Source organism: Moorena sp. SIO3E8, from assembly GCF_010692445.1.
Classification (GTDB): domain Bacteria; phylum Cyanobacteriota; class Cyanobacteriia; order Cyanobacteriales; family Coleofasciculaceae; genus Moorena; species Moorena bouillonii.
This window is the reverse complement of sequence record NZ_JAAHHM010000091.1, coordinates 1-22208: the sequence shown is the minus strand read 5'-3', so window position 1 is coordinate 22208 and position 22208 is coordinate 1. Positions and strand designations below refer to the sequence as shown.

Below are 22208 nucleotides of genomic sequence, written 5' to 3'. Positions count from 1 at the left end.
AGATTAATGAAAATTGAAAGTCTGGGTAAAATCCCATAAGCTGAGATAACACAGATTAAACCAATGCTTACCTCTTGTCTTGATGCAAAGCGCGAGTGGGGGAAACCCCGGCATGACTGTAATGGTGCGTTTTCCGTAGGCGAATTAAATTCGCCACGGGTCGCACCTCTGCATCGCTTATTCAAAAGCTGTTCGCGTAGCGTGCGCGTAGCGCATTAACTGATAACTGATAGCTGATAGCCAAATTAAAAATGCCAACTTAAAAACGCTGATCATGTCAGCTTTTCGTTGGTTTTGAACGGTAGCCTTATTGCCAGCGTTTTGTCCTAGTTTGAACCTCAGGGGTTTGCGATCGCATCTGCGTTATGTTAGCGATTGGGTATACCTCATGTTTGATTTAAGTCGAATCCTAGGGCAACTCCATAACTTCCCTTAACTTTTAGTTATCGACTGCTCTTGGTGAGATCGGTAGATTATTTGTGTACAGAGCAAAAAAGCGCGAAAATACCTGCTATCTAGCCTGTACGTTACCTAGCCATTGAGTTCACGACCAGTACTAGAACTTGTTTAAGGTAAGCATTTAATCATGAACCAATCTAGATTAGATAAATCTTTTCTGACACCAATCGTGTTATCAACAATTATCTTTGCTCTTCTGAGCTTGCCCATAGTTTTGATCGGAGCAAAGCCGATCTGTATGAATCTCCTACAAAATCGGATAGTTGATGGTAAACTGATGAATGCTGCGACGCGCTGATTAAGGTTTCACTAAACGTAAGCATTCAGCTATCAGCGGTCAGCCGTGAGCTAAAAGCTCACCCTACGCGAACAGCCGTCAGCAGATGTAACTCAGATTTAACACATGGTTACCTGTTTTCTTGATGCAGTTGCTCATGGGGGTAATCCCCCTTTGGCGGTGCTGCAACGCCTCTTCAAAAGCACCTTAGCTTAATGCTAATAGCTGATAGCACCTCAAGTAGCGTGCGCGTAGCGCATTAGCTGACCGCTGAATGCTTACCAGTAAACTGCTTAGACCTGTCGTAATCGTGATTCTTTTGGGAATGCTGGTTGCCAGTGTGCTCCTGTCCCAGTTTTGGGCACTACCAGCACTGACCCAGCACCCTGTTAAACTCACGCTATTGATGGGAGCGGGGGAGTTTTTTGATTGGCAGGAACTACTGGTTAAGAATTTTGAGCTAGAGAATCCAGATATTCAAATCGAACTGATCGAAGGACCATTAAACTCTGACTTAACAGAAGACCTCTATACCTCTGCTTTCATTTTAGGAGACTCACCCTATGACCTGATTAACATGGACGTGATTTGGACTCCTAAGTTTGCCGCTGCAGGGTGGTTACTAGATTTATCGGACCGGGTTAGTAAGGACTATTTAAAGGAATTTCTGGATAAAGCAGTTGATTCAGGACGCTACCAGGGCAAACTATACCGGATACCATTCCGTTCCGATGGTGGTATGCTCTACTATCGTCAGGATTTGCTAGAGCAAGCTAGATTCCAAGCCCCAAAAACCTTTGAGCAGTTGGTCACCATTTCCCAACAATTGCAGGAAAACCATGATCCAAAATGGGGCTATCTTTGGCAAGGTCGTCAATATGAAGGGTTGTCAGCCATGTTTGTGGAGATACTTGCAGGGTTTGGTGGTTTCTGGGTTGATCCAGAAACCTTGGAGGTCGGTTTGGATCAACCGGAAGCGATTAAAGCTGTAGAGTTTCTGCGCAGCACCATTAAACAAGGGATTTCACCCCCTGGTGTCACTACCTATCAGGAAGAAGAAACACGACTGTTGTTTCAAAATGGGGATGCTGTATTTCTGAGGAATTGGCCCTATGTTTGGTCATTAGCAAATCAAGAGGGTTCAAAGGTTAAAGGCAAGATTGGCATTAGCCCTATGGTTCATGATCCTGGTGGCAAAGCTGGTGCTTGCTTAGGAGGTTGGGGTTTGGGAATTGCTAAATCTTCCAAACATCCTGAGGAAGCCTGGAGAGCTATTGAGTATTTCAGCAGTGAGAAAGCCCAGCGTCGGTATACTCTGGAAACTGGCTATCTGCCAACCCGACGGAAGCTGTTTGCAGACCCAGAGATTGTTGCGAAATATCCCCACTATCCAAAAATGCTAGAGGTGTTAGAGGGCGCTGTCTTGCGTCCACCAGTTGCCCAATATTCTCAGGTATCGGATATTTTACAACGGTACCTCAACGCTGTGCTAACTAATCCCAAACTCAGTGCTGAAAAAATGATGAAAGCAGCAGCTGATGAAACTCGTAGGCTGTTGTCGGTAGAATGAAAACTGATCCGATAGCAGCACAGGAGCAAAGGACAGGGTGGCTGTTGGTAACACCAGCGTTGCTACTACTCCTGCTAGTCTATGGCTATCCTATTTTGCGTTCGTTCTGGTTAAGTTTGTTCACTAAGAACCTAGGGACACAGCTACAACCGGTCTTTTCTGGTCTGAATAATTATGGGCGAATGATGGGGGATGGTCGCTTCTGGCACAGTCTCTGGAATACTGTGATTTTTACCTCAGTATCTGTTGCTCTGGAACTGGTGTTAGGAATTGCGATCGCATTAATTTTAAATCAAACCTTTAAAGGCAGGGGTATTGTGCGCACCATCGCCATCCTGCCTTGGGCCTTGCCAACTGCTTTGATCGGTCTAGTCTGGGCTTGGATGTTTAATGACCAGTTTGGGGTTTGGAATGATATCTTACTACGTCTAGGTATTATTCAAGACGGAATCAACTGGCTAGGATACCCGACAACAGCGATGATGGCAGTGATTGCCGCAGACGTTTGGAAAACTACACCCTTCATCAGCATTTTGCTCCTAGCTGGCTTGCAGTCTATTCCCCAAGACCTATACGAAGCCTATGCCCTAGATGGTGCTACACCCTGGCAAAGTTTCAAGGAAATTACTCTACCGCTATTGACGCCCCAAATCCTAATTTCCCTACTGTTCCGCTTTGCCCAAGCATTCGGAGTCTTCGACCTGATCAAAGTAATGACTGGAGGTGGTCCGGGAGGAGCTACAGAAGTTGTATCTCTCTACATCTATACCACTGTCATGGATTATCTAGACTTTGGTTATGGTGCTGCCCTTGTGGTAGTAACCTTTGTGATACTGGTAACCACGGTAGCAATTATAGCGCTAGGCTCACGGAAGTAATGACTACTATTCCTAACTCATCATCTCCTCAACCAAAAACAAAACAAATTAACGAAATTAACATTATCAAACTAATCATCCTCCCCCTAGGAATCATCTTATTGGTAATTTTCTGCCTAGCACCACTCCTCTGGCAATTGCTCACCTCTATCAAAGTCAATCAAGATATCTCTTCCCTTCCTAATATTTATTTTCCCACACGGTATACACTTGACCACTATATAAACTTATTTACCAGCCGTCCCCTAGTCCACTATATTTTCAATAGCGCCTTTGTATCCATCGCTTCCACACTATTGTGTTTAGGGATAGGAACTCCTGCTGCTTACACCTTAGCACGGTTAACCCTAAGGGGAGAAAAAATCATCCTTGCTGGGATTATTATTATTAGCTTATTTCCCTTTATTTTGATATTTCTAGTACTCCTGGAAATTATCCAGATTCTTAAATTAGGAAATAATTATCTAAGCCTGATTGTTTCCTATACAGCTATCAACCTTCCTCTCACCCTATTAGTGATGCGCAGCTTTTTTCAACAGCTACCGCGAGAGCTAGAAGATGCTGCTAAAATTGATGGCTATAGCACCTGGCAAATGCTAATCCAAATTCTGTTACCCCTAACGGTTCCCGCTTTAGTAACCACAGGAATACTTACCTTTATTTTTGCTTGGAATGAATTTATTTTATCCCTCACTTTCATTAGCCAAGAATCCATGAAAACCCTTCCCGTTGCTGCCGCTCAGTTAAGTGGTTCTCTGGGAAAAGAAATTCCCTACGGTGCGATTGCGGCTATGACAGTTATAGGAACATTTCCCCTAGTGTTATTAGTAATGTTTTTCCAAGGTAAAATTGTCCAAGGTTTAACATCGGGAGCAGTTAAGGGTTAACTCTTTGGGGTTGAAGGTTTGGAGGGTTGAAGGTTGTTCGCGTAGCGTGGCCAATAGGCCAAGGTTTGGAGGGTTGAAGGTTGAAGGTTGAAGGTTGGAGGTTGAAGGTTGGAGGTTGAAGGTTGGAGGTTGGAGGTTGGAGGGTTGGAGGGTTGTTTGGTTGAAGGTTGAAGGTTGAAGGTTGGAGGTTGGAGGTTGGAGGTTGGAGGTTGGAGGGTTGTTTGGTTGGAGGGTTGTTTGGTTGAAGGTTGTTTGGTTGAAGGTTGTTTGGTTGAAGGTTGTTTGGTTGAAGGGTTGGAGGTTGAAGGTTTGGAGGGTTGGAGGTTGTTCGGCCTTGGCGTTCTTTGTAGGGAAGGTTTTAAGATTGAATTTTTTAAGATTGAATCTTTTGAGTTTGGAAGAGTATCGGAACTATAAAACGATTTGAAGAAATTGAGGGATGGCAGACAGCACGGGAGTTAACAAGGTTGGTTTACGCATTGTCAAAGGAGGGAGAGTTTTCCCGTGATTTTGGTTTGTGCAACCAGATGCGTCGTGCAGCGGTTTCTATTATGTCAAATATTGCTGAGGGCTTTGAGAGTCGGACACAACGTCTTTTTATTGAGTTCTTAGGTCGAGCTAGAGGCTCTGCGGGTGAACTACGTTCTCAAGCCTATGTTGCTCTTGATGCTGGTTACATTCATCAATCTCAGTTTACACAACTATTTGATCTATGCCAGAAGTGCAGCCGACAAATTACAGGCTTCATGGCATATCTAAAAACCTACCCTGATCAAAACCGACTCCGCGAGGATGAAGGAGATTATCGTATTGATTGACAGTTTTGAAACTCGACTTCCCTGAGATCTTTTCTCTTTACATCTGAATTGTAAACATTGATGGTAGATGGAAAGACAGTAGAATTTTCCCGCGAATTTTGCCTAATTGCAAAAGCCATCTAGCACGGTCTTGGGGAGGCAATGCCCTATTGGGGAAGTAATGCGATCGCGCTTTTCCCCACACACCTCCAAAACCATCAGCCACTGCATCAAGACAGTGAGTTCCACGCTCAACTTTTAACCTCCCAACCTTCAACCTTCAACCAGCTAACCTTCAACCTCTCAACCTTCAACCTCTCAACCTTCAACCTTCAACCAGCTAACCTTCAACCTTCAACCTCCCAACCTTCAACCAGCTAACCTTCAACCTTCAACCAGCTAACCTTCAACCTTCAACCTTCCAACCTTCAACCAAATAACCTTCAACCTCCAAACCTCCAGATAGTATGGCTAAACTAGAGCTACATAATATTAATAAAATCTACAAGACTAACAAGGGTAATGTCATCCCAGTTAAAGACATTAGCTTAGAGATGGATGAAGGAGAATTTCTTACCCTACTTGGGCCATCGGGATGTGGTAAATCTACGATGCTGCGACTAATTGCTGGGTTAGAGCAACCCACCCATGGCAAAGTAGTTATCAATGGACGGGATGTTACTGATGTCAGACCAGGCGATCGCAATATTGCTATGGTTTTTCAAAGCTATGCTCTCTATCCTCATATGACCGTATATGACAATATGGCAGCTAGTCTGAAACTCCATAAGGTTCCTTCTGAGCAAATTCGGAGCCTGGTGCAGGAGGTAGCGAATAAACTGGGATTGGAAAATTTGATGGAGCGCAAGCCTAGTCAGCTATCTGGTGGTCAGCGCCAGCGGGTGGCTCTGGGCAGGGCATTGGTGCGCCAACCGGCTGTATTTTTGTTGGACGAACCTCTGAGTAACTTGGATGCTTTGCTGCGAGAGCAAGTTAGGGCGGATTTGAAGCAGCTATTTGTTGCTCAAAAGGCACCAGTGGTTTATGTGACTCATGACCAAACGGAAGCGATGACCCTCTCAACTAAGATTGCGGTGTTATCTGATGGTAAGCTGCAACAGCTAGATACACCCCAGGGCATTTACAACCACCCAGCAAATCAGTTTGTAGCTAGTTTTGTCGGTTCTCCCCAAATGAACTTACTGACACTTAACTGTCAGGGGAATTATGCCCTCTTGGGTGAGGTCAAAATTTCTTTGCCAAATTTGCCTCAAGTGCCGCCACAGATTGTTCTAGGTATCCGTCCAGAAGATGTGGCTCTAGCTCAACCAGAGGATAAATATAGGATTGAGGGTAGAATCTACCTCGTGGAAAATCTAGGCATGCATAATTTAATTAGTGTTAGGGTTAAAGGGTCAGACTCTCTCAGCATCCGGGCGTTATTACCTAATAATTTAACTTGGGAAACAGAAGAGGTTACCCTAGCGATACCACCCCAGTCGATTCACTGGTTTGATAGTGAAACATGCGATCGCATAGCGTCTCTTTAGAGCATCCCGTAGCAGCTCTTTGAAAGGATGACATTTTCACCTAACTTTACACACTATAGCAGAAATAATTAGCTAAAAATATTAAGAAATATGTATAAAATGGAGCCCTCGCAAGGAGAGGACAGCGACCAGAGGACAGTAATGTAAACAATAATGTAAACAATGTTTATATTTTGACAGTTAAAACTAATTTTGATAAACTAAATAGGTAGGGTATAGTTAATGATGATTGTCATCAAGTTCCAGTCACAGGGTAAACGCATCTTGTCAATAAACCCGGGATACTTCTCAATAAACCCTGCCTTATTGTGCTGATTGACAAGGCATTTTTCACATATAGTGTTTATTTAATTAATAAAACACTATATTATATAGGACTCAGAAAATTAGATGCGTTTACCATGGTTCCAGTCATACCAATTCGTCAAGGCTCTATAGTCTAAAGGTAGATAGGGTTAAACGCGATCGCTAAACCGTAAGCTAAACCATAAACTTAGTTTCGCCCAAAACCCATTATTAATTAATAATCCTTGAAATGGAGGGCAAAATGTCCCCAAACCCCCTGACTGTTATTGTCAAGATCAAGCCTGGAGAAGAGGCAAATATAAAATCACTTCTCGAAGCAATTGACTCGGATCCAGCAAATAATCCCTATGTTCGCTTTCCTGAGAGCCGTCAAACCCACTTGGCGCGTTTTGCCATCCTCAATGATCCTGATAATGGACCGCGCTTGCTCTTTTCCAGTAATTATGATGGTGACTTAGATAGCTACCTAAATGAACTAATTCAGATATCACCAGGAATGGATAGCCTATGGGAAAAATGCCAAGGCTATACCGGCAAGGCACAATTCTCTGAGTTTATTAACCAACACTCCTATCAGCCCGAAGCTTTCTACATCGCCTTCCGTAACGAAACAGTCGAAAGCCTCAAGAACTACATCGCAATTCGGAAACATATTGAAAATTTATTAAATCTGAAGGATGTAGATAATTACCTAGATTGTTCAGGAGTCAAGCCATTTTTAGATAAAGTTGCCCAGGTTTCTCAAACTAATACCTGGTGGGAAGTTGTGGGATTGAATGGATTAAAACTATTGAGAGGATTGGTAGCTCTGGGTCAAGGGATATTGAACTTAATTCGCCAAATCCTGTTGGTTATAATAAATTTTCTGGCTAGCATACTGGGCAAACCGGAAAATACAAGTGAAATTGGACAATATACTAGTGTGAAAGCTGATCTCGCTCAAAGTCAGCTTCTGGCCAACGCAGAAGATCGTTTTGTTCAGAACTCAATGAATCACCTTGTAGACATTAAGCCTGAGCGAATGAAGCGTCTGAAGATAGTATTGTTTCTAGTTAATTGGGCTGGACAATATCTATTTCCACCAGCATCCCTAGTTAATATCACTACAATTCATTTTGCCCGTTGGCTGATTATTGATGAAGGGAAACGTTTACTATTTTTAAGTAATTATGATGGCTCCTGGGATAATTATCTGAATGATTTTGTTGATCGAGCCAGCGACGGATTAAACTCCATTTGGAACAATACAATGACTTATCCAGAGGGAGGCGCTCAGGATATTGGGGCGTTCAAACAATATTTCCGAGATTACCAAACCCCATCCCTAGTCTACTACAGCGCTTATCCTGAGCAAACTGTCCAAACTAGTTTGAGAGACCAACAAATTAGCAAAATGATCGGGACAAATTTTAATCGAGCTGCGATTGAGGAATGGTTAAAACTGCTCTAACGGTTTGTTTATAACGGTTTGTTGAAAGAGCTACTGAATAGAAGAATTAATCGTCAGCTGGATGCAGCAATAAATCAGGGATAACTCTGTAACTCTAAACCCAGAAACGAGGGAAGCAACCATGTCAGAATTAACGCCAGAAGCACGGGAAGATATTCAGGGAATTATATTGAGTGGTTATGGGCATCTGCGCTATGCCTTATTTTTATTTGTTCAAATCAAGAACCCTAAACAAGCTCAGGCATGGTTAAAGACTATTCTCCCGGAAATCACTACAGGTAAATTGTGGCCAAAACGACCAGATGGAACCACGGAAAAACCTGAATATACCTTGAATATTGCCTTTACCCACAAAGGATTGCAAGTTCTTAACCTACCACAGCACACTCTCGAAACATTTTCCAGGGAATTAATCGAAGGGATAGCCACTTCAAAACGTTCTCGTATATTAGGAGATACTGCAGAAAGCGCTCCAGATCAATGGGATGTCGGTGGAGCAAATAATGAAGAGATTCATATGTTGTTGATCCTTTATGGATTAGACCCCGAAAGCCTCGCCCAGCAGCGCAACCAATTGCTTCAAGATCAAGACGATAGTCTAGTGGTTGTGGCAGAAGAGCCTGGGTTTAGAGCTCCTAGTAATAAGGAGCATTTCGGTTTTAACGACAGTATTTCCCAGCCGATCATTGAGGGGACTCGAAACAACCAAAACCCTAATCAAGATGTGGTTAAGACTGGGGAGTTTATCCTGGGCTATCCAAATCAATACGATTTCTTGCCTGCTACCCCATCTGTGCCAGTAGACCAGGATAGTGATAATATCTTGCCCAGTTTTCCAGGTACAGAACTGTCAGAGTTCAAAGATTTCGGACGTCATGGAACTTACCTGGTATACCGGAAGCTAGCCCAGGATGTAGCTGGCTTTTGGCAATATATTGCCCAACAAGGACATGATGGCGAGGGTTGTCCCCATGCTCCAACCATGAGCTTGCTTGCAGCTAAGTTCGTAGGACGTTGGCCCAGTGGTACCCCCCTAGTGCTTGCCCCAGACCAGGATAACCCAGAGATTCAGGACAAGAATCAGTTCAAGTACTTACCAGAAGATAAAGAGGGTTATCGTTGCCCCATCGGTGCTCACATCCGTCGTAGCAACCCCAGGGATTCCTTTCTAGATGCCACCCCAGAGGATTCCTTTAAACTATCCAATCGGCATCGGATTATTCGACGGGGGGCTATTTACGGAGAACCTTTATTCCCCATCGGGGATATCGAAAACGGTCAGTTGCCTGTGGATATTCAGGATGATGGCAAGCCCAGAGGACTACATTTCTTCAGTATTAATGCTAATATTAGGCGTCAATTTGAGTTTCTTCAGGAAACTTGGTGTAACAATCCTCGATTTAACAGTTTATATGATAACAAAGACCCGATCATGGGAGATAATGACGGTTCTGGTCATATGACCATTCAGCGTTCACTGATTCGTAAACGAATTAATAACCTACCTCGATTTGTAACCGTCAAGGGGGGTGGATACTTTTTTATGCCAAGTATCACCGCCATGCAATTTATGGTTAATTGTGGTTAAATTGTCCAATGCCAGACCTGTTCAAAACTACTATAGTGCATCTAAATAGTGCATCTAAACTATTATGATTCCATTTGCTCTAACCTTTGCAGCAGTTTTTTCCCTGGAAATTGGGTTGATCTCCGTGTTAACCGTAATGCCTCAGCTCGGTAAGCTAGGCAAGACTATCTCGGAATCCTTTATCCAAGCCCCTGGGCTGGACGTGATCTTATCAGTGATAGTGTGGATTCCTTGGGTGATCAGTGGACTACTTTTAGGCTGGGTGGGGGTTTTGGCTGCCCTAGTGGGTCAAATATTAGCGCTACAGTTGTGGATTGTTGCTCATGAATTAGTCCATTCTGAGGCAGTAAAAGGACCGAGAATTGTTAGCTACCTCAATCAGCGGTTTGGCTGGTGGCGAAACCACTTGGCATTATGGGTGACAGCTGTCAGTGTGCCAGTGTTTTTTTTGATTCGCCTTGCTGAAGTAGCCTTGTATCCATTCCTAATCTGGTTACTCGGCTTCCCAAGTTACAAGCACAGTGAATGGGTCAATGTCAGTCGCCAGAAGTTTGAAGGCTTAGTTGGTCATGATCTGATTTGGTGCCTTTACTGTGACTGGATGACTGGGGTGTATTCCCTTGGTGCTGAAATGTTGAGGAATGTCGAATCTTTCTGGTGTCCAATCCGCTTTTACAATGACAAAAAGTGCGAGAACTGTCGGCTCGATTTCCCAGATATCGACGGCGGTTGGGTTGCCAAAGACGGCACCATGGGAGACGTTGTACAAACAATAGAAGACAATATGCCTAGCGATCGCCAATGGACATGGTTTGGTCACCCAGATCGAGGGAATAGGGAGTAGGGAATAGGGAGTAGGGATTAGGCAAGAGGCAAAAGGCAAGAGGCAAGAGGCAAGAGGCAAGAGGCAAGAGGCAAGAGGCATGCTAGCATGCTAGCAATAGGCAAGAGGGAAAAGGGAGCTTCGGAGCAGCGATGCAGCGCAGTCTTGGGGGTTTCCAAGCCAGTTGCTCTCCACATTTCCCACACTTCTCTATCTTTCCCGACTCCCGACTCCCGACTCCCGACTCCCGACTCCCGACTCCCGACTCCCGACTCCCGACTCCCAACTCCCAACTCCCAACTCCCAACTCCCTACTTCGGCAAGACGTCTAGGGGAAAAATCGAGAAAAATTCTTCTGTTGTTGGTTCTTTATGGGGGACATTATTCAGTTGGTTTCGTAGCCGAGAAATTAACTCGTAAACCTGCTTGCGAGGACGGTTAATTCCCCCTAAAGGTCTATGCTCTGGTAGAGAATGCCATGGGGTATAGGACAAATCCTCACAAAATTTGATTTGCTCAGGGGATTCAAAGGTCTGAGCAGGAATCTTGAGAGTAGCTACTTTTTGATAGGGTGATTTCCAATCAATGGTGGGGTCTTCAATTGGCATCTTATCGGCATCGGTCTGAAACTGAATTAAGAAATCAAAGCAAGCTTCTTTATTGTTGAGATGTTCTCGGATTGCGTCGCGAAGATAGTTTTCTGTTTTAGGAATCGACTTAGAACTAGTTGAGATATTATCAGGAGAAGGCTTCAGGGAAAATTTAATCGCTCCTGACCCATATTTGTATGGAGTTGTACTCCAATATTGAGATTCTAATGGACTGCGAATCTTAGACAACCGAATCCGTAGTCCGATCTGGATCTCACGCCAGCGCCATTTAAATGGATTAAGTCCATTTATAAAAAACTTTAAGGGGTTCCGGCTTCCGGAACGTTCAATTTCTGCAAAAAACTCAATGTAGTCTTTGGCATTGCGAACTACGAAAAGCGGGTGGTCTATTAGCAAAAAATCTTGGGTTTCTTCATATTTTTCATCTTCCAAGACTTTGTCTCCTGGTACACCCATCAGTTTAACCGCCATACCATGGGCATCACCTTTGGTATCCTTCTGCTCACTGAAATTTGAGAAACGAATACAAGCGGGGAAACGCTTGCCTGGTTCTTTAAAAATACCTACTCTAATCTTGTCATCGTTAGGGAGGTTAGGGTCAATGATAAATTCTCCTCTAACACAACCATGAGCTTTGGGATGTTCTCCCCGTTTTACAGGAGGATGTTTGTCAATAAGTCGTTCACTGATTTGGGCAATTTCACGAGTAGCTTCTTCTTCATCCGGCGGTACGTTTTCCTGACCAATTTCTAATTTAGTCATCGCTGTCGCCTCTTTTACTCCTTTGGCTTTTTAGTATTATAGCATTAGGGTAGGGAGTAGGGAGCAGGGAGTAGGGAGTAGTATTTAGTTTTATCGTTTGTTTTTTAAGTATTAGTTATAAGATCAGCTATCAGCTATCAGCTATCAGCTAGCAGGCGAGAGAACTCCAGGGGGTCGGATTAGTAAAACGAGCAGGAATTATCAAGAAGCCTTAGCAGCATCCCGCAGCTTTTTGACTACCTCCCGTTAATGAGCTGATAGCTGAATGCTGTTCGCGTAGCGTGCGCGTAGCGCATTAGCTGAATGCTTATAGTAAAGGTTGTTTGCTAATCCTAGATTTGTTCTATTGGGATTAATCCTTGGTGGGCAGTGTCTAGTAATTTGATTGGCTTGGTGATCTGATTTGTCTCAACCACTGGCCACCCTACCTTAGCTTACTACGTTAATGTTTAAGCAATGCTTAACCAAGTAGTAGCAAAGAAGTTATCTGTATTATTCCAAAGTTCAACTAGATCAGACTGAGCATCACCATTTACATCGGTAACTAAGTAATCAGTATCGACTCGAAAGTCCCCTACTTGTGTATTACTGCCGAGGCTAAATCCACCCAGACCATCACTAATCCAAGTCGCCGCAAAGAAACTATCTGTATCATTCCAAAGCTCGACTAGATCAGACTCACCATCGCCATTTACATCGGTAACTAAGTAATTAGTATCGACTCGAAAGTCCCCGACTCTGGTATTACCGCCGAAATCAAATTCACCCTGACCATCACTAATCCAAGTCGCAGCAAAGAAACTATCTGTATCATTCCAAAGCTCGACTAGATCAGACTCACCATCGCCATTTACATCGGTGACTAAGTAATTAGTATCGACTCGAAAGTCCCCTACTCTGGTATTACCCCCTAAGTCAAATTCACCGTTACCATCACTAATCCAAGTCGCCGCAAAGAAACTATCTGTATCATTCCAAAGCTCGACTAGATCAGAGTCATTATCGCCATTGACATCGGTAACTAAGTAATTAGTATCGGAGCGAAAATCCCCGACTCTGGTATTACCCCCTAAGTCAAATTCACCGTTACCATCACTAATCCAAGTCGCCGCAAAGAAGCTATCTGTATCATTCCAAAGCTCGACTAGATCAGACTCACCATCGCCATTTACATCGGTAACTAAGTAATTAGTATCGACTCGAAAGTCCCCGACTCTGGTATTACCCCCTAAGTCAAAATCACCCTGACCATCACTAATCCAAGTCGCCGCAAAGAAACTATCTGTATCATTCCAAAGCTCGACTAGATCAGACTCCCCATCGCCATTTACATCGGTGACTAAGTAATTAGTATCGACTCGAAAGTCCCCGACTCTGGTATTACCGCCGAGCGTAAATCCACCCTGACCATTACTAATCCAAGTAGCAGCAAAGAAACTATCTGTATCATTCCAAAGCTCGACTAGATCAGACTGACCATCGCCATTTACATCGGTAACTAAGTAATCAGTATCGACTCGAAAGTCCCCGACTTTAGTTGTTGAACCTAGAGAAAACATTGAAGTCGCACTCCTGTCATATGATTGACACGTTAAATCCAGTACTGCAATCGTACTTTGATACTCCCCGCTCTCAAGGGGGATTCTTGGCTCACGGATTCGACTTGCTATGACAGGTTTACACCAACCACAGTAGAGGTCAAATCTCCGCCAGTGTTTAGATATCTAATCCTACTTCCGGTGTGGCACACCGTGTTTGATAGATTACCAACATATTTATATAATATCTAATTTAACTTAGGCTTGACAGTTTTATTTAAGAAAAATTAAGTTAAGTTAATTTACGGCTGTTTGCATAAATAAGAATTACAGTAACAATAAGGTGCCCTTGAGCCATTAATAATTAAATTCGCGCTTTGGTGCGCACCGCCAGGAACGGGTAAGATGCCCATTCCACACAAGATACCTATGCCACCAAAAGATACCCATTCTATAGAAAATAACCATTCCATAAACTATTAATAATATCCCGCCTTTATGCAATATAAAACAACGTGATGATCTGAAATATAGGTTACAAAAACGCGATTAAGCAAAGCTTACGCTAAAAGCGATCGCATTCCTTAATCCGTACATTTTCTTCCAATTACCCCTCTCGAAAAAAATCCTAAAATCCCTTGACAAAACAAGTAATAATCGTTATGATTATGGCTATAAGCCTTAAAACGTTTTTTTTACTATGTCTGACAACTTCCGCCCTAACCCAGAAAACAATCCTGAGGATATCACTCCTAGTAATACTCCTCAGGAACGGTCTCCAAAAAAATACCCCATTAAGCACATTTTGAAGCGATGCAGCGCGGTCTTGGGGGTTTCCCCCATGAGCGACTGCATCAAGACAGGGCTCCCGCCGGGCAATAAACAACACCATCCATACCCTTTATGCACGGGGTTACGCCCAAGTTGACGAGTGGAGCCCCCTTCAGCCGACTGAGATTCCTGGCGAATTCATCACGGTAATGACAAAGTATTTAATGCTGGGTTAAGGGCTTAAATTTCAGGGGGCTTTGCCCCCTGGCAAAAGCATCAGATCTGTTCGTGTAGCATGTGTGGCACAGGCTTCTAGCCTGTGAGGTAGCGCATTAGCTTACGGTGTGATCGGATTATGTTTGATTAGGTTTACAAAGTTAAGACATAAGTAACAATTGCTAGCCGTGGAAGGTATTTCTGCGGCTACTTTTTTTGGGTTAGATTAATCCTTGGTGGGCAGTGCCGAGCCAGACGATGGTAAGCACATCAATCTGTCTGATGCACTGCCCACCCTACATCTATTGTGGTTAATCCTTGGTGGGCAGTGCCGAGCCAGCCGATGGTAAGCACATCACTCTGTCTGCTGCACTGCCCACCCTACATCTATTGTGGTTAATCCTTGGTGGGCAGTGCCGAGCCAGACGATGGTAAGCACATCAATCTGTCTGATGCACTGCCCACCCTACATCTATTGTGGTTAATCCTTGGTGGGCAGTGCCGAGCCAGCCGATGGTAAGCACATCACTCTGTCTGCTGCACTGCCCACCCTACATCTATTGTGGTTAATCCTTGGTGGGCAGTGCCGAGCAAGCCGATGGTAAGCACATCAATCTGTCTGCTGCACTGCCCACCCTACGTCTACTACTCCCTACTCCCTACTCCCTGTTCCCTATTCCCTTAATAACCAATTCAAGTAATCACAATATCCAATTCCGACACCCCAAAGCGCTGGGCTTTAACACACCGTTCAATATAAAGTTCAACCACCCGGTCTTGGTGATTACTCTCTAAAAGTTCCTCAAAAATCCGTTGCGCCTGAGCAAACTTTTTTTCTACATAATAGGCAACTGCTTCCTCAAACCGAGGATTTGTGTCGGACTTGAAAGCAATCAAATGCTCGGGATTAGCATCATACACTTCAAAGATTTCCACTGGTTGACTTTTACCCTTGACCTTAACTCGCCCTAGACACCGATAATGATAACTTTCTCGATTATCCAGATCAGTCAAGGTTGGTTTACTAATCAAAATCTCTGCTCCATAAATCTTGGTTAAACTTTCCAAACGGGATGCCAAATTTACAGTATCAGCAATCACGGTTGTATCCATCCGTTGAGATTCCCCCACTGTTCCTAAAATTAAACTCCCCTTGTGCAAACCAATACCACTCGCAATCGGTTCATAACCACTATTGTTCCGATGGGAGTTATAACTATAAACTTGCTTTTGCATCTCAATGGCTGCCTTTAGGGCATGATCAGCCTTTTCGGGAAACAACGCCATCACGGCATCACCAATATATTTATCAATGAAGCCGTTATAATTACGAATCACTGGACTGACTCGACTTAAATAGTCATTGATAAAATTAAAATTGTCTTGCGGTGACATCTTCTCTGATAAACTAGTAAAGGAGCGAATATCAGAAAAAAGTACTGTCATCTCTTTTTGGACATTGTCTCCTAATTGGACATCAATAATACTGTCCCTTTCTAAAAATTGCAGAAACTCCCGAGGCACAAAGCGTCCATAAGCTACATTAATTTTGGCTAACTGAAGATGGGTCTTAATTCGTGCTAGCAATTCATTTTTGGATATGGGCTTAGTTAAATAATCATTCGCTCCTGCTGCAAATCCTGCTACCAAATCTGAGATCTGATTTTTAGCGGTTAACAAGACTACGGGGAGTTCATTCGGTAGATATTTCTCACGGATTTTTTTACAGAACTCATAGCCGGTCATTTTCGGCATCATAATATCCAGTAAAATCAAGTCTGGTTTGTATCCTTGGGTAATTTTTGTGAATGCATCTTCGCCATTAACTGCTTTAGTAATCTTATAGTTTTGCAGATAAAGATGGTTGACCAAAACCTGAATATTTACTGGTTCATCATCTACAATCAAGATTTTCAATGCTTTCATAGTTGGTGGTGATAAGGTCTGATCAGACATCAGGTGATCAGACATCAGGTGATCAGACATCAGGTGATCAGACATCAGGTGCTCAGATATCAGGTGCTCAGAGTCACTTGCCATTGCCAAATAATTCTGAACCTTGGAAACTTCCTCTCGCTGTTTCCTCTCTACTTTACCTGTTGATATCGGTAGGGTGAAACTAAACCGTGAGCCAAGGTTTGGGGTAGACTCCACATCAATATCTCCGCCGTGGAGCTGCACCAGTTTTTTAGTAACGGCTAAACCTAACCCCACTCCTCCATATTTCCTATTAATGGAGCCATCTCCTTGTTCAAAAGCTTCAAAAATTCGGTCTAATTTATCAGGTGGGATACCAATCCCTGTATCAGAAACGGTAATTTTAATATAAGACGTTACCACCTCTGCTGATACTTTAATCATACCACGTTCAGTAAATTTAATGGCATTACCCACTAAATTATAGAGAATCTGTTGGAGTCGGTTTTCATCAGCATCCACAGGGGGAATAGATGAGGAAACTTGATTAATCAATTGTATATTTTTATTAGCCACAAGGGGACGAGATAGCAATAAAACAACTTCTGTTATTTCTCGCATCCCCACTGGCTTTATTTTAAGGTTAATTTGTTTATGCTTGAGGGCAGAAAAATCTAGTAAATCGTTAACAAGCTGAGTTAACCGTTTGCCACTAGATACAATCAGAGAAAGATTCGATGCTGTTGAATGGGATAACTCACCTGTTGCTCCATCAATCAAGGATTCAGCAATGCCAATAATACCATTCAGAGGCGTTTTAAGTTCATGAGATGTGTTGGCTAAGAATTCATTTTTGAGCTGATCCATTTCCTGAAGAGCAGCGTTCTTAGTTTCTAGCTTCTGGTTATATTCCTGTAGCAGTCGCCTGGTTTCAGCAAATCGTCGTTCTAAAATTAATCCTAAGGATAAGATAAACAGCAACATTCCCCAAGGATAGAATCGCTGATACCAATTTTCCAGTTCAAAGCGATAAACTAAACTATCATGCATTCCTCCTAAAACCAGGATAGATAATCCTGAAATAAATAGTTTCGCATAATAGTTTTTCTGAGTGATAGCTATAGGAATAGCATGGAGCAATAAAATTATTGTACTAGTCAGGATCAGGTAGTGATCAATATATATGTCATACAACCAGGAACTGTTGTAGATAACAATTAATCCTAAAGAAATTACGGAATAAATTAGGTGAATTTGCCATAACCGCTGGATAATGGAAAAATAGCCTGAGCCAAATATTTGTTCAAAACCAATAAGGGTGAGAATAGGCAGAAAACAAAAAGCCGTATATCGAGTATGCTCCCAATTCAGGGAATCCTTAAATAATAAGGGAATAATGGTTGATTGGCTAAGGTTGTAAACGCCACTAGCTATGGCTAATAATCCAAAGGCTAGAATTAATCCTTTATCTTGAGACCTGAATAAACAGGTTAAACTAAACCACAGCCCAATTAAAATAAAAATACATCCTAAAACGGTGCTGATTTCGTCTTTGAACAAACACCGAATTACGTTAAATTTAGAACCAATAACTATCCGGTCGAAAAATCCGATGTAAATAGACTGATCAGTCCCGACATAAACATTAATGAACAATGATTTGCCGGAAAAATTTGAATCAAGAGGAACAATTGGCCATTGATACCCGTCACCATTAGCTGGAGGCAATGAGTTGGGGGATAATCGGGTATAAATCAGTTGCTGATCTAAATAAGCTTCTAGTATATTCGGAACTGCTCCGAGATAAAGAGTGGGAGATTGCCATTTACCCTCTGGTAACCTAACCCCTAACCAAACATTGTTTTGCTGTTGATCTTGCTGTGACTTCCATAGTCTTTCTGGAAATGTAAATGGTTGCCAGCAAGGGTCGCTCTTGGCAATCTCGACCTTAGTACAAAGCTTGGCATTCCGGAGGTTATTGATAGAAACATCACCCCAGAGATAGTGCCATCCTTTGGTAATCTCCAATGGAGGCAAGGTTTTAGATGCCTGAGATTGTGCTTGACTAGGTGCGATGGTTAATAGACTAATCAGTACTGATATCAAAAAAGCGCCCAAACACAAGAGGATTTGGGCACGTTTCCAACTAAACATACGTTTCACTGGTATCTGCTGGAGGGGCTATGGGTGAGACCCCCCTCTACTAGTTTAAGTTGGATCAAGGAGCTTGGAAACTGTTTGTTAAACTTTGCTTAAATCAGCCGCTTAGGGTGGATTAGGCGGTGAGTACTTTAGCGGTGCGACCCCGGTCGGGTTTCCCGACAAGCATGAACGCGCACCAAGAGAAAAGCTCACCTTTTCACAGAGCTGTCCACCGTAACCCACCAATATTCAGCGACTAATCACTGTTTTAATATCGGCGTTGCTTAATAATGGAATGATTTTAAGACTTTTGTGGAATGGGCATCTTGCCCGTTCCTGGCGGTGCGACCCGTGGCGAATTTAATTCGACGACTGTAAGCGCACCGGATCTTTTCGGGCGGGCAGGATGCCCACTCTACTCCTATTCAAAAGAAGATTCACCAACGCCGATTGTTCAATGTTCAAATACATCTCGATAGTGCAACAAATCGAGAGATACCATAGTTGGTAACGCCTCAAAGCACTGTTGAGCTAGTTCCCAACGGTCTTCCCGTTCCAGCATATTGATCAGTTTTTGCCGCACATTTAACAAGTAGCGTACATCATTAGCAGCGTATTCCAACTGCTGATCGGAGAGGTTAGCAACATTACCCCAGTCAGAACTCTGAGCACTTTTATCCAAATCTATCCGTTCTAGCTCTTTGACCAATTCTTTGAGACCATGGCTACTAGTATAGGTGCGGGCTAATTTACTAGCAATCTTGGTGCAGAATACAGGATTGACTTCAATACCGAGATTTTGCCTAAGCATAGCGACATCAAACCGAGCAAAGTGAAAGACTTTGAGCACATTAGTCGCTTCTAACAACTGTTTTAATCGGGGTGCTTCGGTTTGTCCTTTGTCAATGCGGACAAAGGTGACTCGTCCTCGTGGATCACACAGCTGTACAAGACATAAGCGATCGCGTTGGTAAATCAGTCCCATGGTTTCCGTATCCACGGCGAGGGAATCTGCGGTTAGATACTGTTGACATATAGATTCGGGTAAATCGCGATCGCAAACTTGAAAATCCTTCAATTCTTCGATTACAGTTGTGTTGGTCATTGTTTCAAAGGTTATGGGTTGTTGTTTCTAGAAGCTTGTTGGATGGGATAGTGTTTGATGCGATAGTTTTGATGGGATAATTTTTGATGGGATAGTATTGTTAGGGATAACTCCCAGAATTTGGTTTATTCGATGCTCCTATGGGGTACCGTTTCTGTTCCCATGATCAGAAAGTCTACGGCATAGTTATTCGTGAAGATGACAGTAACCACTGAGACTAACCACTACCGGTAGTGTTAGTTAGTAGTGTTAGTTAGTAGTGTTAGTTAGTAGTGTTAGTTATCCCTTTAAAGTGATGTTATAGCACCATAACTAGCAACTAAATCACAGTGGTTACTATAGTTAACGACCCTTGATAAAAACTTGGGTTAATTCCACAGTAAAGATCAGCATTCCCAAACTAATCTTGAGCAATGGTGTTGGCATGAGCAGGCTGGCTAAAATCTGGGCTCTAATTTATAGGAATTACTGTATCGTAGTTTACAATTTACCCTTGACATTCCACATGTCCTAATTATTTTTTATTTTTTTAATCTTTCGAGGTCTGAGCTGACATAAATTTAGCAACAGTTTGCACATCCTTATCACCCCGACCGGAACAGTTAATCACGAGCTGGGGATTACCACTGAGTTGGGGACACAGAGTTTCGAGATATGCGATCGCATGAGATGTTTCCAGTGCCGGTATAATTCCCTCCAGCTGAGACAAGCGTTGAAACGCAGCCACCGCTTCTTTGTCTGTAACACTATAATACTCTGCCCGACTGCTATCCTTCAAATAGCTATGCTCTGGACCAACACCAGGATAGTCCAAGCCAGCACTAATAGAGTGAGCTTCGAGGACCTGACCATCGTGATTTTGGAGCAAATAACTCATTGCCCCGTGCAACACTCCTGGTCTTCCCTTAGTTAGGGTAGCCGCATGTTTAGCAGAATCCACACCAGCGCCTGCTGCTTCCACGCCAATCAACCGCACAGAGGGTTCATTAACAAACTCATGGAACAGGCCCATGGCATTGGAGCCACCGCCTACACAAGCTAACAAAATATCTGGCAAACCTCCCCACTTTTCTAAGCATTGAGCGCGAGTTTCTTGCCCAATCACAGCATGGAAATCCCGTACCATCCTTGGGTAAGGATGAGGACCTGCCACTGACCCGAGGATATAGTGAGTAGTTTCGACATTTGTCACCCAGTCTCGAATCGCTTCCGAGGTGGCATCCTTGAGAGTACCCGTCCCTGCCGATACTGGTTGCACCGTTGCTCCCAGTAGCCGCATCCGAAACACATTCAGGGATTGCCGTTCCATGTCCTCAACGCCCATATAAATGACGCATTGTAGACCAAATCGAGCACATACTGTTGCGGTAGCCACACCATGCTGACCCGCTCCCGTTTCAGCAATGATGCGCCGCTTACCCATGCGCTGGGCTAGCAATACCTGAGCGAGAGCGTTATTAATTTTGTGAGCACCGGTGTGATTTAAATCTTCCCGTTTTAAATAAATCCGTGGTCCACTACCATCAGATTTGGTATAGTAGTTACTCAGACGTTCAGCAAAATAGAGAGGACTAGGACGTCCTACATAGTCTCGCAGCAGTTGTTGTAGTTCCTGTTGGAAATCCGGGTCATTACGGTATTGTTCAAAAGACTGCTCTAGTTCACTTAGAGCAGGCATCAGGGTTTCTGGAACATACTTGCCACCAAATTTCCCAAAACGTCCCAAAGCGTCCGGTTGTTGGGTCTGGTGATCCCTATGGTCACCGATACTAAGGGGTAGGGGTGTTTTAGTCACAGCGGTGTTACACAATTTCTAGAACGAACATCTCGACTATTTATTATAAAACCCAAAATCCCTTACCACCAGTCCTTAAGCATTTTGTATCAACATTAACAATTATTTTTGAGTTAATGTAGAAAAGTAATCACCATAATGACCAAGTCGGTGCCTAAGTAGATTACCATGAATGAACCAACTGATCAACAAATTAACAATCACTCCAATTCTGTAGAGCCAGATGTTCAGCCAAAGGTCAGTGTCGAAGAATTCAGTATTAGTGGTAATGACCTGATTGACAAAGTTAAAGACCTAATTGATCAGGGTAATATTCGCCGAATTATCATCAAAAATGACCAGGAGCGGATTTTGTTGGAGATTCCGCTAACTTTTGGAGTATTAGGAGGAGTTACTGCTATTTTCTTGGCTCCTTGGTTACTCGCCCTGGGAGCGATCGGGGCATTGGCGGCTCGATTGAAAGTAGTGGTAGAACGAAAGGAATAGCAGTCTAGATACCGTAGATATCTACCCTAACGCCTAAACAGGTATGGGAGATCCTAGAGAAAGATTGCCTGCGATCGCTAAAAATATCTTAAGATATACTTAAGATATACCTTGAGTGATCAGCTTTTAGTGATCAGCAGTCAGCCAAAAGCCTAGGGCGTGTCATCAAATAGGTATCAATTTAGTTTAGAATCGGTAGCTGTAGAGAGTTTAGTCAATCAGGAGCTGTGCTATCATGATACGCCGCTATGCTTTGCGTGATGACCAGTGGGAACGGATA

Annotated in this window: 18 protein-coding genes and 1 pseudogene; 13 read left to right on the top strand and 6 right to left on the bottom strand. The window is 43.3% G+C overall.

Translation table 11 applies throughout. From position 1 onward, the window contains the following. The first annotated feature begins 1046 nt into the window (after positions 1-1046). From F6K46_RS27755 to F6K46_RS27715, 9 genes are all read left to right on the top strand, one after another. Positions 1047-2306, top strand: a complete 1260-nt coding sequence (locus F6K46_RS27755) for an ABC transporter substrate-binding protein (protein WP_366510779.1) — start codon at positions 1047-1049, stop codon at positions 2304-2306. Next, positions 2303-3184, top strand: a complete 882-nt coding sequence (locus F6K46_RS27750) for a sugar ABC transporter permease (protein WP_293063251.1) — start codon at positions 2303-2305, stop codon at positions 3182-3184. The genes F6K46_RS27755 and F6K46_RS27750 overlap by 4 nt, the downstream gene beginning before the upstream one ends. Next, on the top strand, positions 3184-4071 hold the full coding sequence (locus F6K46_RS27745; protein WP_293063249.1) for a carbohydrate ABC transporter permease: 888 nt from the start codon (positions 3184-3186) through the stop codon (positions 4069-4071). Before F6K46_RS27750 ends, F6K46_RS27745 begins: the two co-directional genes overlap by 1 nt. Before the next feature lie 404 nt (positions 4072-4475). Next, positions 4476-4889 (top strand): four helix bundle protein, encoded by a 414-nt coding sequence (locus F6K46_RS27740; RefSeq protein ID WP_366510781.1) that lies wholly within the window; start codon positions 4476-4478, stop codon positions 4887-4889. 141 nt (positions 4890-5030) lie between these two features. Continuing rightward, positions 5031-5249, top strand: coding sequence for a hypothetical protein (locus tag F6K46_RS27735; protein WP_293063247.1), 219 nt, complete (start codon positions 5031-5033; stop codon positions 5247-5249). A gap of 86 nt (positions 5250-5335) precedes the next feature. Beyond that, positions 5336-6418: an ABC transporter ATP-binding protein gene (locus F6K46_RS27730; RefSeq protein ID WP_293063245.1), complete on the top strand. Its 1083-nt coding sequence runs from the start codon at positions 5336-5338 to the stop codon at positions 6416-6418. A gap of 547 nt (positions 6419-6965) precedes the next feature. Then, positions 6966-8174 carry a hypothetical protein gene (locus F6K46_RS27725; protein WP_293063243.1) on the top strand — a complete coding sequence of 403 codons (1209 nt, stop codon included), beginning with the start codon at positions 6966-6968 and terminating at the stop codon, positions 8172-8174. Between the two features lie 121 nt (positions 8175-8295). Further along, complete coding sequence (locus tag F6K46_RS27720; protein ID WP_293063241.1) at positions 8296-9762, top strand: hypothetical protein; 1467 nt, start codon at positions 8296-8298, stop codon at positions 9760-9762. A 64-nt stretch (positions 9763-9826) separates the two neighbouring features. Further along, the gene (locus F6K46_RS27715) at positions 9827-10606 is read left to right on the top strand and encodes a hypothetical protein (protein WP_293063239.1); all 780 of its coding nucleotides are present in this window, start codon (positions 9827-9829) and stop codon (positions 10604-10606) included. Here the strand turns inward: F6K46_RS27715 and F6K46_RS27710 are convergent. Continuing rightward, entirely contained in the window at positions 10551-10673 is a 123-nt protein-coding gene (locus F6K46_RS27710; RefSeq protein ID WP_293063237.1) for a hypothetical protein, read from the bottom strand. The genes F6K46_RS27715 and F6K46_RS27710 overlap by 56 nt on opposite strands. Before the next feature lie 64 nt (positions 10674-10737). On the opposite strand from F6K46_RS27710, the gene F6K46_RS27705 reads away from it, so the two are divergent. Further along, positions 10738-10917 (top strand): hypothetical protein, encoded by a 180-nt coding sequence (locus F6K46_RS27705; RefSeq protein WP_293063235.1) that lies wholly within the window; start codon positions 10738-10740, stop codon positions 10915-10917. On the opposite strand, the gene F6K46_RS27700 is transcribed toward F6K46_RS27705, so the two are convergent. Together F6K46_RS27700 and F6K46_RS27695 are read right to left on the bottom strand one after the other, a co-directional pair. Continuing rightward, positions 10897-11958, bottom strand: a complete 1062-nt coding sequence (locus F6K46_RS27700; protein WP_293063233.1) for a catalase family protein — start codon at positions 11956-11958, stop codon at positions 10897-10899. The two genes, F6K46_RS27705 and F6K46_RS27700, sit on opposite strands and share 21 nt — an antisense overlap. 449 nt (positions 11959-12407) lie before the next feature. Beyond that, a complete protein-coding gene (locus tag F6K46_RS27695) occupies positions 12408-13517 on the bottom strand; it encodes a hypothetical protein (RefSeq protein ID WP_293063231.1) in 1110 nt (369 codons plus the stop codon). A 679-nt stretch (positions 13518-14196) separates the two neighbouring features. On the opposite strand from F6K46_RS27695, the pseudogene F6K46_RS27690 reads away from it, so the two are divergent. Next, a pseudogene (locus F6K46_RS27690) lies at positions 14197-14503 on the top strand (hypothetical protein). A 542-nt stretch (positions 14504-15045) separates the two neighbouring features. Then, positions 15046-15168, top strand: a complete 123-nt coding sequence (locus F6K46_RS27685) for a hypothetical protein (RefSeq protein WP_293063229.1) — start codon at positions 15046-15048, stop codon at positions 15166-15168. Positions 15169-15176: 8 nt separating this feature from the next. Here the strand turns inward: F6K46_RS27685 and F6K46_RS27680 are convergent, their stop codons facing one another. The 3 genes from F6K46_RS27680 to trpB form a co-directional block, all read right to left on the bottom strand. Further along, entirely contained in the window at positions 15177-18554 is a 3378-nt protein-coding gene (locus tag F6K46_RS27680) for an ATP-binding protein (RefSeq protein WP_293063262.1), read from the bottom strand. Between the two features lie 442 nt (positions 18555-18996). Continuing rightward, positions 18997-19647 carry a ribonuclease H-like domain-containing protein gene (locus F6K46_RS27675; RefSeq protein WP_070393481.1) on the bottom strand — a complete coding sequence of 217 codons (651 nt, stop codon included), beginning with the start codon at positions 19645-19647 and terminating at the stop codon, positions 18997-18999. A 529-nt stretch (positions 19648-20176) separates the two neighbouring features. Further along, positions 20177-21415: a tryptophan synthase subunit beta gene (trpB, locus tag F6K46_RS27670; RefSeq protein WP_366510780.1), complete on the bottom strand. Its 1239-nt coding sequence runs from the start codon at positions 21413-21415 to the stop codon at positions 20177-20179. A gap of 195 nt (positions 21416-21610) precedes the next feature. Here trpB and F6K46_RS27665 point away from each other — a divergent pair, with 195 nt between their 5' ends. Further along, positions 21611-21928 carry a DUF4342 domain-containing protein gene (locus tag F6K46_RS27665; protein ID WP_070393480.1) on the top strand — a complete coding sequence of 106 codons (318 nt, stop codon included), beginning with the start codon at positions 21611-21613 and terminating at the stop codon, positions 21926-21928. The last annotated feature ends 280 nt before the right edge of the window (positions 21929-22208 follow it).

What these genes read in the sequence shown, in the direction of transcription:
- F6K46_RS27750 (WP_293063251.1), top strand. Translation starts at nt 2,303, where the DNA reads ATGAAAACTGATCCGATAGCAGCACAGGAGCAAAGGACAGGGTGGCTG.
- F6K46_RS27745 (WP_293063249.1), top strand. Translation starts at nt 3,184, where the DNA reads ATGACTACTATTCCTAACTCATCATCTCCTCAACCAAAAACAAAACAA.
- F6K46_RS27735 (WP_293063247.1), top strand. Translation starts at nt 5,031, where the DNA reads ATGCCCTATTGGGGAAGTAATGCGATCGCGCTTTTCCCCACACACCTC.
- F6K46_RS27730 (WP_293063245.1), top strand. Translation starts at nt 5,336, where the DNA reads ATGGCTAAACTAGAGCTACATAATATTAATAAAATCTACAAGACTAAC.
- F6K46_RS27725 (WP_293063243.1), top strand. Translation starts at nt 6,966, where the DNA reads ATGTCCCCAAACCCCCTGACTGTTATTGTCAAGATCAAGCCTGGAGAA.
- F6K46_RS27720 (WP_293063241.1), top strand. Translation starts at nt 8,296, where the DNA reads ATGTCAGAATTAACGCCAGAAGCACGGGAAGATATTCAGGGAATTATA.
- F6K46_RS27715 (WP_293063239.1), top strand. Translation starts at nt 9,827, where the DNA reads ATGATTCCATTTGCTCTAACCTTTGCAGCAGTTTTTTCCCTGGAAATT.
- F6K46_RS27705 (WP_293063235.1), top strand. Translation starts at nt 10,738, where the DNA reads ATGCAGCGCAGTCTTGGGGGTTTCCAAGCCAGTTGCTCTCCACATTTC.
- F6K46_RS27700 (WP_293063233.1), bottom strand. Translation starts at nt 11,958, where the DNA reads ATGACTAAATTAGAAATTGGTCAGGAAAACGTACCGCCGGATGAAGAA.
- F6K46_RS27695 (WP_293063231.1), bottom strand. Translation starts at nt 13,517, where the DNA reads ATGTTTTCTCTAGGTTCAACAACTAAAGTCGGGGACTTTCGAGTCGAT.
- F6K46_RS27680 (WP_293063262.1), bottom strand. Translation starts at nt 18,554, where the DNA reads ATGTTTAGTTGGAAACGTGCCCAAATCCTCTTGTGTTTGGGCGCTTTT.
- F6K46_RS27675 (WP_070393481.1), bottom strand. Translation starts at nt 19,647, where the DNA reads ATGACCAACACAACTGTAATCGAAGAATTGAAGGATTTTCAAGTTTGC.
- F6K46_RS27665 (WP_070393480.1), top strand. Translation starts at nt 21,611, where the DNA reads ATGAATGAACCAACTGATCAACAAATTAACAATCACTCCAATTCTGTA.